The organism is Chloroflexota bacterium, from assembly GCA_013152435.1.
Classification (GTDB): domain Bacteria; phylum Chloroflexota; class Anaerolineae; order DUEN01; family DUEN01; genus DUEN01.
The window spans coordinates 9554-25418 of the sequence record JAADGJ010000037.1 but is presented as its reverse complement, the minus strand read 5'-3'; the positions used below and the strand labels follow the sequence as shown (position 1 = coordinate 25418).

At 65.5% G+C, this 15865-nt stretch carries 13 protein-coding genes; 11 read left to right on the top strand and 2 right to left on the bottom strand.

Going from position 1 to position 15865, the window contains the following annotated elements:
• Positions 1-79 precede the first annotated feature (79 nt).
• Positions 80-1072 (bottom strand): ornithine carbamoyltransferase, encoded by a 993-nt coding sequence (locus GXP39_04720; protein NOZ27342.1) that lies wholly within the window; start codon positions 1070-1072, stop codon positions 80-82.
• Positions 1073-1359: 287 nt separating this feature from the next.
• On the opposite strand from GXP39_04720, the gene GXP39_04715 reads away from it, so the two are divergent.
• From GXP39_04715 to GXP39_04695, 5 genes are all read left to right on the top strand, one after another.
• A complete protein-coding gene (locus GXP39_04715; GenBank protein NOZ27341.1) occupies positions 1360-3345 on the top strand; it encodes a DUF4445 domain-containing protein in 1986 nt (661 codons plus the stop codon).
• Positions 3346-3351: 6 nt separating this feature from the next.
• Positions 3352-5955, top strand: a complete 2604-nt coding sequence (locus GXP39_04710) for a CBS domain-containing protein (GenBank protein NOZ27340.1) — start codon at positions 3352-3354, stop codon at positions 5953-5955.
• On the top strand, positions 5952-6794 hold the full coding sequence (gene mtnN, locus GXP39_04705; protein NOZ27339.1) for a 5'-methylthioadenosine/S-adenosylhomocysteine nucleosidase: 843 nt from the start codon (positions 5952-5954) through the stop codon (positions 6792-6794). Before GXP39_04710 ends, mtnN begins: the two co-directional genes overlap by 4 nt.
• Before the next feature lie 120 nt (positions 6795-6914).
• Entirely contained in the window at positions 6915-7640 is a 726-nt protein-coding gene (locus tag GXP39_04700) for a YIP1 family protein (GenBank protein ID NOZ27338.1), read from the top strand.
• A 4-nt stretch (positions 7641-7644) separates the two neighbouring features.
• On the top strand, positions 7645-8430 hold the full coding sequence (locus GXP39_04695) for a hypothetical protein (protein ID NOZ27337.1): 786 nt from the start codon (positions 7645-7647) through the stop codon (positions 8428-8430).
• 77 nt (positions 8431-8507) lie between these two features.
• Here the strand turns inward: GXP39_04695 and GXP39_04690 are convergent, their stop codons facing one another.
• Positions 8508-9242 carry an NAD(P)H-hydrate epimerase gene (locus tag GXP39_04690; GenBank protein NOZ27336.1) on the bottom strand — a complete coding sequence of 245 codons (735 nt, stop codon included), beginning with the start codon at positions 9240-9242 and terminating at the stop codon, positions 8508-8510.
• A gap of 196 nt (positions 9243-9438) precedes the next feature.
• On the opposite strand from GXP39_04690, the gene GXP39_04685 reads away from it, so the two are divergent.
• The 6 genes from GXP39_04685 to GXP39_04660 all read left to right on the top strand — a co-directional run.
• Positions 9439-9885, top strand: a complete 447-nt coding sequence (locus GXP39_04685; protein ID NOZ27335.1) for a DUF1440 domain-containing protein — start codon at positions 9439-9441, stop codon at positions 9883-9885.
• Positions 9886-10499: 614 nt separating this feature from the next.
• Positions 10500-12380: a DUF2723 domain-containing protein gene (locus GXP39_04680; GenBank protein ID NOZ27334.1), complete on the top strand. Its 1881-nt coding sequence runs from the start codon at positions 10500-10502 to the stop codon at positions 12378-12380.
• 244 nt (positions 12381-12624) lie between these two features.
• Complete coding sequence (locus GXP39_04675; GenBank protein ID NOZ27333.1) at positions 12625-14529, top strand: DUF2207 domain-containing protein; 1905 nt, start codon at positions 12625-12627, stop codon at positions 14527-14529.
• 81 nt (positions 14530-14610) lie between these two features.
• The gene (locus tag GXP39_04670) at positions 14611-15135 is read left to right on the top strand and encodes a zinc ribbon domain-containing protein (protein NOZ27332.1); all 525 of its coding nucleotides are present in this window, start codon (positions 14611-14613) and stop codon (positions 15133-15135) included.
• A 13-nt stretch (positions 15136-15148) separates the two neighbouring features.
• Positions 15149-15580 (top strand): YccF domain-containing protein, encoded by a 432-nt coding sequence (locus GXP39_04665; protein NOZ27331.1) that lies wholly within the window; start codon positions 15149-15151, stop codon positions 15578-15580.
• Between the two features lie 79 nt (positions 15581-15659).
• Positions 15660-15865: hypothetical protein (locus GXP39_04660; GenBank protein ID NOZ27330.1), on the top strand; the 206-nt coding region annotated here is incomplete at its 3' end.

The following is a 15865-nucleotide window of genomic DNA, read 5'->3' as shown; positions in this document are numbered from 1 at the left end:
ATCGTGAAGGCCGTCGCCATGGGGGCAGGCGACGGCCCTCGTGAGCTGCGTGGTGAGATGTGGGATCAGGGAAGCACGCTTACCATCTTCCCCCCATGGTGAGCGCCATGAGCGCCTTTTGGACGTGCAGTCGGTTCTCCGCCTGGTCGTAGATCACCGACTGAGGGCCATCGATGACCTCGTCGTCCACCTCATGTCCCCGATCGACCGGCATGCAGTGCATGTAGATCGCGTTTCGCTGCGCGAGCTTCATCCGCTCGGCCGTGGCGCGCCAATCCTGATGCTGCGCCGCCATCGCCTCCACCTCGGCCGGATCCTCCGTCACCATCAGGGGGCCCCATGATTTGGGATACACGACGTGGGCATCGCGGAACGCCTCGTCCATGTCGTCGATGATGCGCAGGGAGCCACCGCCGGCCTCCGCGTTGCGCTGTGCGACCTCCAGCACCTCTGGCATCAGCTCGTATCCCTTGGGGTGGGCCAGCGTGACGTTCATGCCGAAGCGGGGCATCAGCATCACCAGCGATTGGGGCACGGACATCGGCCGGACGTACTTCGGGGCGAAGGTCCAGGCGATGGTGAAGTTGAGGCCGCTGGTGTTCCGCCCGAACTTCTCCTGGATGGTCATCAGGTCGGCCATGGCCTGACACGGATGGTCCACGTCGTCCTGCATGGAGAAGATCGGGACGGAGGCCCACCGGGCCATCTCGTACAGGTACTTCTGTCCGATGCCCTTACGGCAGTCTCGCACGGCGATGCCGTGACCATAGCGGGATAGCACCATGGCGGTGTCCTTTGCGCTCTCGCCATGGCCGATCTGGGTGACCCTGGGCGTCAGGAAGATGGCGTGCCCGCCCAGTTGCGTCATCCCCGTCTCAAAGGAGTTGCGCGTGCGGGTGGACTCCTCGAAGAAGAGCATGTACAGGGTCTTGGCGCGCAGGATGTGGTCGTGAGGTACGCCCATGGCGAACTCGCCTTTGAGCCGGAAGGCCACCTCCAAAGCGGTCTCCAACTCCTCTCTCGTCCAATCCTGTGTGGTGATGAAGTCCTTACCTGACAATCGGGTGATCATGGCGTCCATCTCCTGGTCATGGAAATATCGTACACGGCCCCGGTGGGTGATCCTCCTGTCTCGCGTGGATAGGGGCATCCATCTCCGGCTGGAAGATCGCCCTCCGGTCAGCGGCCGCGTGTTTGCATGGAGGGGCTTACCTCCTGACCAGAGTATACTGGAAAGCGCCCAAGGCGCAAAGAAATCCCGGGACAGGATCGCGCCGTGTTGCAAGGCGGTTTGTCAGTGCCGTAGACATAGCGTACAATGAGCCGACACATCATCTCTCGCCAGGGGAATGAACGGCTATGTCTGACCATCGCGGCGACGATCATCGTTCCCATCGGGTCGTCTTTCAGCCGGCGGGGCGCCAGGGCCTGGTCCCATCGGGGATCACGATTTTGGAGGCCGCGCGCCTGCTGGGAGTGGAGATCGAATCGATCTGCGGCGGGAGGCAGACCTGCGGCAAGTGCAAGGTGATCATTGAGGAGGGCTTCTTCCCCAAGCTTCGCATCCACTCCAGCCGTGAGCATGTCTCCCCCGTCTCGGAGAAGGAGGAATTTCACGCCCAACGTCAGCGATTGGATCTGGAGCGCGGCTGCCGCCTGGCCTGCGCGGCCGAGGTCCGCGGCGACCTGCTGATTACCGTCCCAGAGGAGAGCCAGGCGCTCAAGCAGGTGATCCGCAAGGCGGCACGTGAGATGCGCATCGAGTTGGACCCGGCCATCCGACTGCACTATGTGGAGGTAGAGCGCCCCACGCTGGAGCATCCCCAGGGGGAGTGGGAGCGCGTGCAGGCGGAGCTGGCCGATCGTTTCGGCCTGGAGGGGCTGTCCATCGACATTACGGCGTTGCGCGAGCTGCAGCAGACCCTGCGCAAGGGGCAGCGCGGGGTCACGTGTACCGTCTGGCAGGGGCGCGAGGTGGTTCGCGTGCAGCCGGGTTATCATGAGGAGGCCTACGGGCTGGCCGTGGACGTGGGAACGACCACTGTAGCCGCCTACCTGTGCGACCTGCTCACGGGCGAGGTGAAGGCGGCCGATGCCATCATGAATCCCCAGGTGCCCTACGGCGAGGACCTGATGTCGCGCGTGTCCTATGTGATGAGCGAGCCGGAGGGGCTCACGCGCTTGCACGGGGCCATCGTCGCCGGGATCAACGATCTGGTCGGCCGCGTGGCCCGCTTGGCGGGGATCGCCTCGCAGGATATCACGGAGATCGTGCTGGTGGGCAACACCATCATGCATCATCTCCTGCTGGGGATCGATCCCCGGGAGCTGGGCGGGACGCCGTTCCCGGCCGCGGTGCATGGCCCTCTGGACTACAAGGCGCGTGATCTGGGGTTGGCGTTGGCGCCCGGGGCCATGGCGCACATCCTGCCCATTGAGGCCGGCTATGTGGGCGCGGACAACGTGGGGGTGATCCTGGCCGAGGAGCCGCACAAGGTGCCGCCCGAGGAGATCGTTCTCATCATCGATGTGGGGACCAACGGTGAGCTGCTCCTGGGGAACTCGGAGCGTCTGTTGTGCTGCTCCAGCCCCACTGGCCCCGCCTTTGAGGGCGCTCAGATCACGCACGGGATGAGGGCCGCCCCCGGCGCTATCGAGCGGGTGCGGATCGATCCGGAGACGCTGGAGGTGCGCTTCCGGGTGATCGGCGAGCCGCGCTGGAGCGACGAGTGGACGGAGGAGGCGCCGCCTGCCGAGAAGGCGCACGGCATCTGCGGCTCCGGCATCATCGAGGCGGTGGCCGAGCTGTTGAAGGCGGGCGTGATCGATCGAAGCGGCCGGTTCGTGTCGGAGTGCCCCTCGCCTCGCTTCCGACGGGAGGGGAACATCGCCTCCTTTGTCCTGGCCTGGCCGCATGAGAGCAGCACCGGCCAGGAGATCGCCCTGTACACAGACGACGTGCGCGCGGTCCAGCTTGCCAAGGCGGCCCTCTACTCCAGCGCCCGCATCCTGATGCGCCGTCGCGGCGTCGATCGGGTGGATCGCATCATCCTGGCCGGCGCCTTCGGCAACTACATCGACCCCGAGCGGGCGATGACCATCGGCATGTTGCCGGATTGCGATCTGAGCCGGGTCTACGCGGTGGGGAACGCGGCCGGCGACGGTGCGCGCATCGCCCTGTTGAATCGGCATAAGCGGCTGGAGGCGGCGGAGGTCGCCCGGTGGGTGGAGTTCGTGGAGACGGCCGCCGAGCCGGATTTTCAGGATCGGTTTATGGAGGCCATCTATCTGCCGCACATGTTTGACGAGTTTCCGCACCTGGCTTCCATATTAAAGGTTGGCTAGCGGAAGATGCGGGTAATCCTGACGCATGAGCACGCGGACTTCGACGCGGTGGCGTCGCTCCTGGCAGCTCATAAGCTCTATCCGGACGCGATGCCGGTCCTGCCGCGCCAGACGAACCGCAATGTGCGAGATTTCGTCACCCTGTACCGGGACTCGCTGCCCTTCCGGCGCGTGGACGAGTTGCCGCACGAGCGCATCGATCATGTGATCGTCGTGGACACGCAGACCTTTCAGCCGCTCCGCCGCATGGGATCCCACACCACCGGGCAGTTCATCGATCACCATCCGAGGCAGGACCCTCTGCCCGAGGGCTGGCAGTTCTGGGGGGAGGAGGTCGGCGCGACCACGACGCTGCTGGTGGAGCAGATCGCCGAGCGGCACATCCACATCTCACCCCTGGAGGCGACGCTCTTCCTGTTGGGCATCTACGAGGACACGGGCGCGCTCACCTATGGCACCACCACCCCACGAGATGTCCGGTGCGCGGCCTGGCTTCTGGAGCAGGAGGCCAACCTGGAGGTGGTGAACCGCTTCCTGCATCATCCTCTGACCCCGGAACAGCAGGCGTTGTATCGGCAGCTGGTGGAGAACAGCCATCCCTATGAGTTCCTGGGCCATTCCGTGATCATCGCCACCGCCCGCTCTCCCGAGTATGTGGCGGAGGTCTCCGTACTGGCCCACAAGCTGCGCGATCTCTACGAGCCGGAGGGGCTCTTCCTGCTGGTGGATCAAGGGGACCGCATTCAGTTGGTGGCGCGGAGCACGTCGGACGCCATTGACGTCGGCAAGGTGGCGCAGGCGATGGGGGGCGGGGGACATAGCCGGGCGGCCGCGGCCCTGCTGCGTGGGATGACGCTGGAGGAAGCCGAGCGCCGTCTGGTCGAGTTGCTGGAGAAGCACGTGCGTCCGGCCGTGACGGTGGCGGAGATCATGTCGCGCGGCCAACCCCAGACGGTGACGCCGGATACCACGGTGGCCGAGGCCGCCGAGCGGATGCAGCGCTACGGGTTCGAGGGGTTCCCCGTGGTCGCCGACGGCCAGATCGTGGGCATGCTGACCCGACGGCAGGTCGACCGGGCGCTGCATCACGGGTTGCAGAACGCGCCCGTGCGTCAGGTGATGCACTCCGGCGCCGTGGTGGTCCATCCGGAGGACTCGGTGCAGCACCTCCAACGGGTGATGATCGAGCACGGATGGGGACAGGTGCCTGTGGTCTCCTCGGAGGACGGCCGGCTGCTGGGCATCGTCACGCGTACAGATCTCATCAAGACCTGGCCGGGAGCGCCCGATCGCTCTCAGACGCTGGCGGATCGAATGGAGGCGGCCCTTCCCCCCGACCTCCACGCGCTGCTCCAGGAGGTCGGGCGCACGGCTCACGAGCTGGGGTACTCCATCTACGCGGTGGGCGGGTTCGTGCGGGATCTCCTGTTGGGCGTCCCCAACTTGGATCTGGACCTGGTCGTGGAGGGGGATGCCATCCATCTGGCGCGCGAGCTGGCGCGACGGAAGGGTGGCTATGTGCGTAGCCACCGTCGCTTCGGCACGGCGAAGTGGATCCTGCCCGAGGATGACGACCGGCCGCCGCCCGTGCCCTCCCTGGATTTCGTCACGGCCCGGATCGAGTTCTATGAGCACCCGACCGCCCTGCCCACCGTTGAGCAATCGAACATCAAGCAGGATCTCCACCGTCGCGATTTCACCATCAACACGCTGGCGATCCGGCTCGATCCCGATCGCTGGGGGGAGCTGTTGGATTTCTACGGCGGCGAGCGGGATCTGGAGGAGGGCCTCATTCGCGTCCTGCACAGCCTCAGCTTTGTGGAGGACCCGACCCGGATCCTGCGGGCGGTCCGGCTGGAGCAACGGCTGGGATTTCGGATCGAGCCGCGTACTGAGGAGCTGATCGGGAACGCCCTGGATCTGCTGGAGCGGGTGAGTGGGGAGCGTATCCTCCACGAGCTCACCCTGATCCTGCGGGAGCCGGAGCCGGAGCGGGCGTTGGCCCGGCTGGCCGCCTTGGGCGTGCTGCCTCATATCCACCCGGCGCTGCGTTATGACGAATGGCTGGCCGATCGGTTCCGGAGGCTGCGCGCGGAGCTGGCTGACTACGAGGTGCCGGAGCCCATCGAGTATCTCTATTTTGGCCTGTGGCTGTACCGGCTCAGCGCCGAGGATCAGGAACAGGTGATGACGCGGCTGCGCCTGCCCGCGCAGGCCCGCTCGGTGGTCGAGCAGGCGCGCTACCTGCGCGATCACGAGTCCCAACTGGTGCAGAACCATCTACGCCCCAGTCAGATCTATCGGCTGTTATCCCAGGCGCAGCCCGGGGCCCGGCTGGTCTTTCGAGTGGCCACGGATTCCTGGCTGGCGCGACAGCGCCTTGCCCTTTTCGAGCAACGGTTGCAGCACGTCACCACGGAGTTGGACGGACACGACCTGCGCCGCATGGGGCTCAAGCCTGGCCCGATCTATCGCCGCATCCTGGAGGCTCTGCTGGACGCGCGGCTGGATGGCCAGGTCCATACCCGGGAGGAGGAGGAGGCCCTGGTGCGTGCGCTCATCGCTGAGGAGGAGCGGTCCTCCTCCACGTCGGAGGACCGCGATCGATGATCGTCGGGATCGTCGGCATCCCCGGTGAGCTTCGTCCTCTGCAACGGCGAGTGGATGGCATCGTCGCACAGGAGCGAGGGCCCATCGCGCACGTCACAAGGGCCCGCTGGGCGGGTCATGACGTGATCCTGGTCGCGTGCGGGGTGGGCAAGGTGAACGCGGCGCTGGCCACCATGGCGTTGATCCAGACCTTCCGGCCGGATGTGATCTGGAATTGCGGATCGGCTGGCGCTCTGGCATCGGAGCTGCGGATCGGCGATGTGGTGATCGGGCAGCGCCTCGCGATGCACGACGCGGGGGTGCACCTGGAGGATCGTTTCCAGGTCGCGGGGCTGCCCATGCCGCCCGAACGGGGACAGCGCATGCGCTATCTGGCCGCGGATTCCCGGTGGGTGGCGCGAGCGCGGGAGGCGGCGAACGCGCTGGGATGGGACGAGGAACGGTCCTTCCCTCGCGCCGTGGCGGGCGTCATCGCCACCGGAGATCAGGTGATCTTTTCCCACGCGCACAAGGACCGGATCCGCCAGACGACGGGGGCCATTGCCGTGGAGCAGGAGGGCGCGGCGGTGGCGTACACGGCGCATCTGCACGGCATCCCGTGGCTGGTGATGCGCGGGATCAGCGATACCGCGGATGGCCGGGCGGCCTTCGACTACACGCGATGGGTCACATACGTGGATGAGCCACCCCGATGGGGCGCGATCGGCGAGCGCTGGTTTCGGTGGTCGAGACAGATCACGTCCCCGCGCGCTTTGATGCGGGCGCGCCGCTTCCGTCGCGGTGCTCGTATGGCGATGGAGCACGTAACCCAGCTGGCGGATCAGATCCTGCGCGTCTGACGTGGCACCTGTCACCTCCGCCTGTTGTTGTGCGTATAGGTGTACGAAACCTGGCTTTCCCCGCCCGGGAGCGTGATGGGTCTTACGCCCCGCAGGAGTTCTTCGGCAAGGAGGTGATCCATGACGACGGTCGCACGTCCGCTGAGCTTGCTCTGGCGCGCTCTGTGGTTGCAACCCTCTGCGTATGAGGAGATACGAGAGGATGATGCCCCGGTCGTCGAAGGGCTGTTTCTCATCGTGTTGGTTGCCGTGGTGATCGCCGTGAGCAATCTGGCCGGTACGGTCGTCGAATGGGCCAGCATCCCTCACATGGCGGACATCAAGGAGGTCATCTACCGCAACTACGAGCAGATGTCATGGTTCCAGATGCTGCAGAGGGAGATCGGCCCTTCGTTCACCGAGCAATTTCGGCGATGGTACGACCTGGGCTGGCAGGTCTTCCCCCGCCTCTTCGGCGCTCCGGACCCCGGCAGCGCCGCCTTGGGCATCATCACGAAGCCGTTGATGCTCATCATCGGCTGGCTCGTGTACGGGGTGTTGGCCCACGGCGGTGCCCGCCTGCTGGGGGGCGAGGGCACATTATCGCAAACGCTGGGCGTGACCGCCCTGGCCGTGGCGCCTCAGGTGATCCACCTGGCCGATGCAGTCCCCTTCCTGGCGGTCGGGGGCGTGGTGGGCACCTGGACCCTCATCTGTCGTTACATGGGGCTTCGCATCGCGCACGATCTGACCTGGCCCCGCGCCCTGGTTGCGACCCTGTTCCCCCTCGTCATCCTGTGGCTCCTGGGGATCCTGCTGATCGCCGTCGCCGCGCTGATCGCGCTTCCGTTGATCATGGGAGGTTGAGATCATGGCTGTATGGCAGACTTTTCGCGGCGTCATGACCCTGCGGACAGAGACGTTCGTGTCCTTCCGGGATGACCCCGGCGGGCTCAGGCGGGGCATCGTCTGGCTGATCGCGGTGACGTTGATCGCCGGCTCCCTGGTCTTTGTGACCGATCTGGCCCAGAGCCTTCGGCCGGTTGAGGTGCAGATCGAGGCCATGCAGCAGGGGATGGAGGAGGGCCTGCGCCAGATGCAGCGCTTCATGCCGCCCGGCAGCGTGCCTCCCGAGGTCCTGGATCAGATCACCGAGGGCTTTAAGGTCGGGGTGAAGATCGCCACTGAGATCGCTTCCCTGCCGACGATCCTCCCTCGCCCTATCGCGGCCTTCCTGGAGTCGCTGGGTGAGTGGTGGTCGACCCCGTTCGCCCGGATGGGGCGCTGGCTGGGCTACGCGTTGTGGGTGATGCTGGCCGCCAAGCTGCTGGGCGGGCGCGGCGGGTTGCGCGGGTTCCTGGCGACGACATCCCTGTACGCCGTGCCGCAGGTGATCACTATCCTCCGTCCGGTCCCATTCCTGGGGGCGCTCCTGGGATGGATCGCGGCGGTATGGGGATGGCTGATCTATGTCAAGGCCACGGCGGTGGCGCATGGGTGGGTGGAGACGGTCCCCACCGAGTCAGGGGAGGTGCTGGAGCGCACCCGTTGGGGAAGGGCCATAGCGGCCGTCCTCCTTCCCCTCCTGGTGTGCGTCATCCTGGCCCTCTTGCTGGTGATGGTCGTGGTGATCGTCATTGTGGCCGTCAGTCGGTAGGATATCCGTCGATTCGATGGGCAGAATCCGTCGACCCTTCAGAGAGGCCGGCACTGCGCCGGCCTTTTTGCATCGCACTAGCGGTCCAGCCGGACCCAGTAGCGTTTCCCAAAGGGCGGATCGAGGGAGATCCCCAGGCGACTGTAGACCTCCGGCGGGATGCCGATGTCGGCCAGGTAGAGCTCGCCAGGGATGTGGATCAGCCCCCTCTTGGGAAGCGCCAGGGTCAGCGTCCTATCCGGGCGCACCGAGAGCCCCATCGCCTCGCCGGTGGTCGCATCGATCCCTGAGGGCACGTCCAGGCAAAGTACGCGTTGGGCGTGTCGGTTGCAGAGGGAGATGATCTCGGCCGTCCTTCCCCTTGGCTTGCCCCGCAGGCTATAGCCGATCAACGCGTCGACGACCAGCGGAGAGCGGCGAATCCAGCTCTCGGCCTTGGGAAGGGGGAGCGGGCGTAGACCCGTTGCCTGCAAGATGCCCAGCTGGCGACGCGCGGCTTCCCCCAGGTTCGCCGGATCACGGTCCAGCACGATCTGTACCGAGATGCCGTGGTTGTGCAAGTGGCGCGCGCAGCATAATCCTCCGCCGCCGTTGCCCCCGCCGCCGGCGAGCACGACGATCTCGCCCGGGGCGTCATCCAGCATCTCCATGGCGTGCCCCGCCAGATTCCGGCCGGCGTTTTCCATCATCTGGAGGATGCCCAGGCCGAACTCCTCCGTCGCGACGCGATCGACCTCTCGCATCTCCGCCGCCGTCACGGCGGGCACAACGTGCCCGTCTGCCGTTCGAAACGTCCTCCTCGATCTTTCCATAAAATCATCCCTTTCGATCCGCCTCTTGAGCGTATCTGAATTCCCCCTTGGATCCTCTCTACCCGCAGCAGAAGGGCCTCGTCAAGCGGTGGGTCCGGGGTAAGAAATCCGCCGGTCGCGTCGTCCATGTGGCAACAAGTACCGGCGCCGGATCGGAAATTCATCACTCGATCAGATTCTACAGGGAGGAAATCGAATGTCAACAACGGCTATACGACGACCCCTTAAGCAATCCTTTTTCAGCCAGATCTTCACAGGAGCGATCGCTGGCCTGGGCGGCGGCCTGGTGTTCGGCATGCTCATGGCGATGATGGGGGCGCTGCCCATGGTGGGCGCGCTCATCGGGCAGCCCAACAACGTGATCGGCTTCGTCGTGCACATGTTCATCAGCGCCTCCATCGGCGGTTCCTACGGGCTGATCGGCGCGCGGCTTCCGGCCGGTCGGGCGATCGCCGTCTTCGCCGGCGCCGGGTATGGGGTCATCTGGTGGGGGCTGGGCGCCCTCATCCTGATGCCGCTGTTTCTCGGCATGCCGCAGATGGTCTTCGTCATCGGCAGCGCGCAGTGGGCGAGCCTGATGGGGCACGTGATCTACGGCGCCATCACCGGGTGGCTGTTCACGGCCCTCGCCGGGCGTCTGTAGCCATCTGGAGCTGGGGACGCGAGGAGGCAGGATGGCTCGATGGGGCGTCATCCTGCCTGATCCTCGCGTTTTTCTTTTCGCTCATATTGGAATCGGCAGCATGAACCCTCCTCTCCACGGGAATCCCACTTTTCCGGCCTGCACCTGCCCTTCTCGGCCCTTTCCGAGGGATCCAGGCTGAGGCCGGGCAGGTCGAGGGCGGAAGAAGGGCTTTCTCCGGAGGGGCTTTGCCCTCCGGGCCCCTTGGTATCAAGTTAAGCGATACGGAAGCGTGGTCCCGCATCTCTGGGGTGGCTCGGAGGGGCGTCAGCCCTCCGAAGGAATCTATTTTCAGCCCCTCACCTGCCCCGTGGGGCCGGAGGCCACCGGCCAAAGCCCCAACCAGGCAGGTGAAGGGCGAGAAAAAGCGTTTTTCTGCGGAGGGAAGCCCCTCCGCACCTCCCCTTTCAGGTGCGGCCGCCCGTGGAGGGAAAAGATGGCAGGCGGGGGCCTCGCCCATGCTGTTAAGTTGATGCGAATAGGGCTTTGCCCTCCGGGCTCCTTCGTAGGACATCACCCGGCCCAGCACGACATAAATTGCTCCGTTGTGGCAGGTGTGGTATGATCCTTTCGCCATGGAAACGCGTCGCCCTCGGCTTGATTATGGGATCGCGCTGGGGCTTGGGCTGATCGGCCTGATCCTCTATGTTCGCACGGCAGCTCCCTCCGTCGTCGCCCTGTTCGATGACAGCCTGGAGTTCCAGCTGGTCCTGCCGACGCTCGGCATTGCACACCCAACGGGATATCCGCTGTATACGCTGCTGGGATATGCCTTCACCCGGCTGCCGCTTGGCGAGGTGGCCTATCGCGTGAACCTGTTCTCGGCCGCGGCCGCGGCCGCGGCCGTTGGGATGCTCTACCTGGCCGGACGAGTGCTCACGGGGCGTCGGCTGGCGGCCGCGCTGGCGGCGGCTTACACGATCGCCATCCCGGTATGGTGGTCCCAGGCCACTGTGGCCGAGGTGTATGCGCTGCATGGGTTCCTTCAGGCGTTGCTCTGCTGGACCGCCCTGCGCTGGTCCCACGGCACGGGGAAGTTGTGGCCCGTCGGGCTGGTGTTGGGCCTGGGCCTGACCCATCATCGCATGATCGTGTTGCTGGCCCCGGCCGTGGCGATATGGCTGGCCGCCCGGCTCGGCGATATCGTTCGGAAACGACGTGAATGGGTCTCCGCTGTTGTCGCCTTCCTGCTCCCCCTGTCCCTTTATGCCTATCTGCCCATTCGCGGCCGCGTGACCACCTCGTTGGATGGGACGTATCGCAACGACTGGGCGGGATTCTGGGCCTGGGTCACGGCTCGCGGCTACAACGTATTCCTGACGGGGAACCCCTTCCAGATCGATAGGGACGTTCGCTTCTATCTGGACCTCCTGCGTGAACAGGTGGGATACGGAGCTGTAGCGCTGGCGGCCGTCGGGGTGATCGGCCTGCTCCTGGGCTGGATAGGTGCGGGGCGGCGGCGGGCGCGCTGGGATGGGGCCGGGTTGGCGGCGGCCCTGCTGGCGACTTACGGGTTCGGCCTCGCGTATCGGGCGGCCGACATTGAGGTGTTCTTCATCCCCGCCTTTCTGACCACGGCTTTGGCCCTCGCGGCCGGGTTGGCGGTCATACAGGAGGGATGGGAGGCCCTGTGCCACAGGCTCGCCCGGGCCTCGGCGATCCGACCTCTCGGCCATGTCGCCCTGGGGGGCGTCGTGTTGATGGCCGTCGTGTGGGGTGCTGCAGATCGCCTTCCCCAGATGGACCGCCATGCGCGTTGGGAGGTGCACGATCTGGGCGTGGACATGCTCAGCCAGCCGCTTCCGAAGGGGGCGGCCATCGTGGGGATCCTGGGCGAGACGACGCTGATCCGCTATGTTCAGTTTGCGCATGGCTTGCGCCCTGATGTGCTTCCGGTCCCGGCCGACCGGGAGGCGGACCGGTTCATCGCCGTCGATCGCTTGCTGCGTGAAGGGCGTCCCGTCTTCCTCACGCGGCGGCTCCCCGGGGCGGAGCAGCGCTACTCGTTGGGGGCGGTAGGCCCCCTGATCCGGGTGTGGCCCAAGGGGGAGGGCCGCTGGGACCCGCTGCCCGGGCGGATCGACCAGTCGTTGGGGGCGGGGGTACGCCTCCGGGGGTATCTGGTCGAATCGAAGGCGCTGCGCTCGGGACGGCTGGTGCGTCTGACGTTGCACTGGCGGGCGGAGAAGCCGATCGCGGAGCCGCTCAAGATCTCGGCGCGGCTGGCGACCCCGGCTGACGATAAGGTGGCTATGCGAGATGACGAGCCTGTACACGAGGCCTACCCGACGACGGCATGGATCCCCGGCGAGATCGTGCAGGACGTGTACGACATTCGCGTGCCGCCGTCGGTGCCGGCGGGTCGGTACGAGGTCCTGGTGATCCTGTATCGGGCGGCGGATGGGACGGAGATCGGGCGGGCGACGTTGGGTCCCATAGAGCTCCCATCCCCATAGCGAGTGGGCTCTTTGGGATGTCAGGTCGCCGTCGGAGGGGCGTCGGGCGGCGCAGAAGGGATCGCGCGATGGTATGCTTGGCCGATGTCCGAATCGGCCTGTATCGAGTTATATTCATAGGAAATCGGGGGAGATCGTTCCACGACACGAGGAACGGTTGGCTCTCTATTGGGTCGGATTCAAACGCCAGCTCCATCGATTCCCCGATGGGGGGTAGGGGCGGGGTGAGGAGGCGCTACAGGCGATGCGATTCAGGTACCTGAGGCTCATAGGTTTCATAGTCCTGTTGTTGGTGGTCTCCACCGGCCTGGCGCAGGCGCAGAGCAAGACGTTGTATTGGGATCGGTGGGATGTCGACATCGTCGTCCGCACGGATGGCACCTTCCGCGTCGTCGAGCGGCAGACCATCGAGTTCACCAGCGGCACGTTCACGTTCGGGATTCGGGGCGTGGATGTCCGACGCCTGGATCGTATCTCGGATGTGGAGGTCAGGGAGGGAGATCAGGTCTTCCAGAAGAGCTCCAGCGGGCAGCCCTGGACGTTCACCACGTACATGGAGGGAAATGAGTTCAAGATCAAATGGTACTTCCCTCCGACATCGGATAGTCGTCACACGTACACGATCGCCTATACCGTGCATGGGGGGCTACGCTATTACGAAGAGGGCGACCAGCTATGGTGGAAGGCGGTGGTCGCCGATCGGACGTTCCCAGTGAACGCCTCACGGGTGATGGTGCAGATACCGGAGCCGGCGGAGGTCCAGAATTGGGACGCGTACGGGGTTGCGGCGCAGGCGCAGAAGGTGGACGCTCGCACGGTCATCTTCGAGGCGACGGAGGAGATCCCGCCGGGGCGTGAGTTCGAGGTGCGCGTGCAGTTCACGCCGGGCGTGGTGGCCGGGCAGCCGCAGCCCTGGCAGCAGGAGGCGGACGCCGCCGCGGAGTGGGATCAGCGTTGGCGCCCCGTGGTGAATGTGCTCATGCTGGCGATCGGGCTGCTCTTCCTGTTCGGTGGGCCGGCGCTGCTGTACCTGCTGTGGTACACCCGCGGCCGGGACGCTCCGGTGAAGATCCCCGCGGACTACCTGATCGACCCGCCTGCGGACATCCCGCCGGGGGTCGCCGGAACGCTCCTGGATGAGCAGGCGGATATGGAGGACATCGTCGCCACCATCGTCGATCTGGCCCGACGCGGGGTCATCACCATCGAGGAGGTGCGCGAGCCGGGGCTGTTGGGCATCGGCGAGAAGATCGATTTCATCTATCGGCTGGTGGGCTCCACGGAGGGATTGCGTCCGTTCGAGGAGACGCTGATCGAGGAGATCTTCGACGGGCGTAGGGAACGGCGGCTGTCGGATCTGAAGAACAAATTCTACCGGGCAATCCCCAAGATCAAGCGCCAGCTTTATGCGGAGGTGGTGAAGGAGGGGTACTTCAGGGCCAGCCCGGAGCGTATACGTAATCGGTACGCGGGGCTGGGCGTGGTTGGCCTGGTGCTGACCGGCGCATTGACGGTGTGTTTGATGGCCTTTCTCTCCGCGTATACCGATTACGCCATTTGCCCTCCCATCGGGATCGGGATCACCTTCGTCGGGCTGATCGTGTTGGCTCGCGTAATGCCGCGTAAGACGCCGAAGGGGGCGGAGGCCGCGGCTCGCTGGCGGGCTTTTCGCCGATATCTGGAGAACATCGATAAATACGCGAACCTGGAGGAGGCGAAGGACATCTTCGAGCGGTATCTGCCGTATGCCATCGCCTTCGGTGTGGAGAAGGAGTATGTGCGCAAGTTCGCCGCGGTGGATACGCCCGCCCCGAGGTGGTACATGCCTTACCCGGTGGAGGGGCCGTATGTTCGGCCGGGGCGTGTATCAAGCGGAGGGGGCCGTCCGTCGGGCCACGCTGCTGAGATGCCCACCGGAGGTGGACGGGAAGGACAGATGCCCTCCCTCGAAGGGATGACGCGAGGGACATTCGGTGGGTTGGAGGCCATGACGGGCGGGCTTTTCACCATGCTGAACAGCGCCTCCAGCACGTTGAGCAGCCGCCCCTCGTCGTCGGGGAGTAGTGGCGGGTTCAGCGGCGGCGGGTGGAGCGGTGGCGGTTCCGTCGGCGGTGGTGGCGGCGGTGGCGGCTCGGCCGGGTTCGGATGATCCGTGGGGAGACGAACGTCGACGTGGAAGCCGGATCCCTGGTGTGATTCGCCGGTTTCGACATAGGACTCGGAGGGAAACATGGTGGGTATGGGCCGGATCACCGGCATCATCTTGGTCATCGCGGGGATCGTGTTGTGTCTGGCCGTGGGGGTGTTTCTGGCCTCAGGCGTCCTGACCGGGCGGCTGACCATCTCGGCAGGACTGCTGGGCATGGTGCTGGTTTTGCCGGTGGTGCTGATCCTGGTGGGCGTGGGCGGATATGTGGCCGTGCGCGGCCGTCAGGAGGCGATCGAGTTCGCCGAGGTGGAGAAGGAGAAGCAGGTGCTGAACATGGTCCTGACCCAGGGGCAGGTGCGGATCTCCGACGTGGCCCTGGAGATGAACGCCTCACGCGATCAGGTGGAGGCGTGGGTGCGGGACCTCGTGGGCAAGGGGCTATTCAGCGGCGCCGTCAACTGGAAGGACGGGATCCTCTACTCCCGAGAAGCCAGCCAGATGCGAGCGGATCAGCGGTGCCCGAACTGTGGCGGGCAGCTGGAGCTGGTGGGCAAGGGGGTGATCGAATGCCCGTATTGCGGCTCGCAGGTCTTCCTCTCCACCTGATGGGGGAGAATATATGAGCACGGAACGCGTCCTCGTTCGCGAGGAGGGAGGGCTTCCTTGGATCGTACGGGCGCTGTGGTTCCTCTTCTTCGGATGGGAGCTCACAGGCGTCTGGATCCTGGTCGCCTGGTTCCTGAATCTGACCATCATCGGCTTGCCGCTGGGGCTGTGGATGTTGGACCGCGTCCCCCAGGTGCTGACCCTGAAACCACGCAGCGGTGTGGTCATCGCGGAGATTCGAGGTGGTGGGGTCTGGGTGCGGTCCGGAGAGCTGCGCCAGCGGAGCTGGCTGGTGCGTTTGCCGTACTTTTTACTCGTTGGCTGGTGGTTGAGCCTGGCTTGGGCGGCGGTGGCCTGGCTTCTATGCGCCAGCATCATCGGCTTGCCGGTGGGGATCTGGATGTTGCATCGGCTGCCCGCGGTGACGACGCTGTGGCGCGGCTGATAGGCGGCGAAGCGCGAGCGCGCCTCGCCTTTCCTCGGGTGTTCTCCCCGGTGCGGATTTGAGGATAGGAGGGAGAGAGATGGGTTTGACGGACAAGATGAAGTCGCAGATGAACGCGGTCGAGCGGGCCCTGGCCGGGCTGCCGGGGATCCGGGAATACAAGGAGAAGGAGCTGCGACGCGAGGCCGACCGGCAGGTGCGGGAGGCGTTGGCTCAGTTGCTGGAGGAGCAGAGGAGCCGCCTGACCGGGCTTCAGCTGGACCTTTTGGGTAGCGGCGGGCTGGA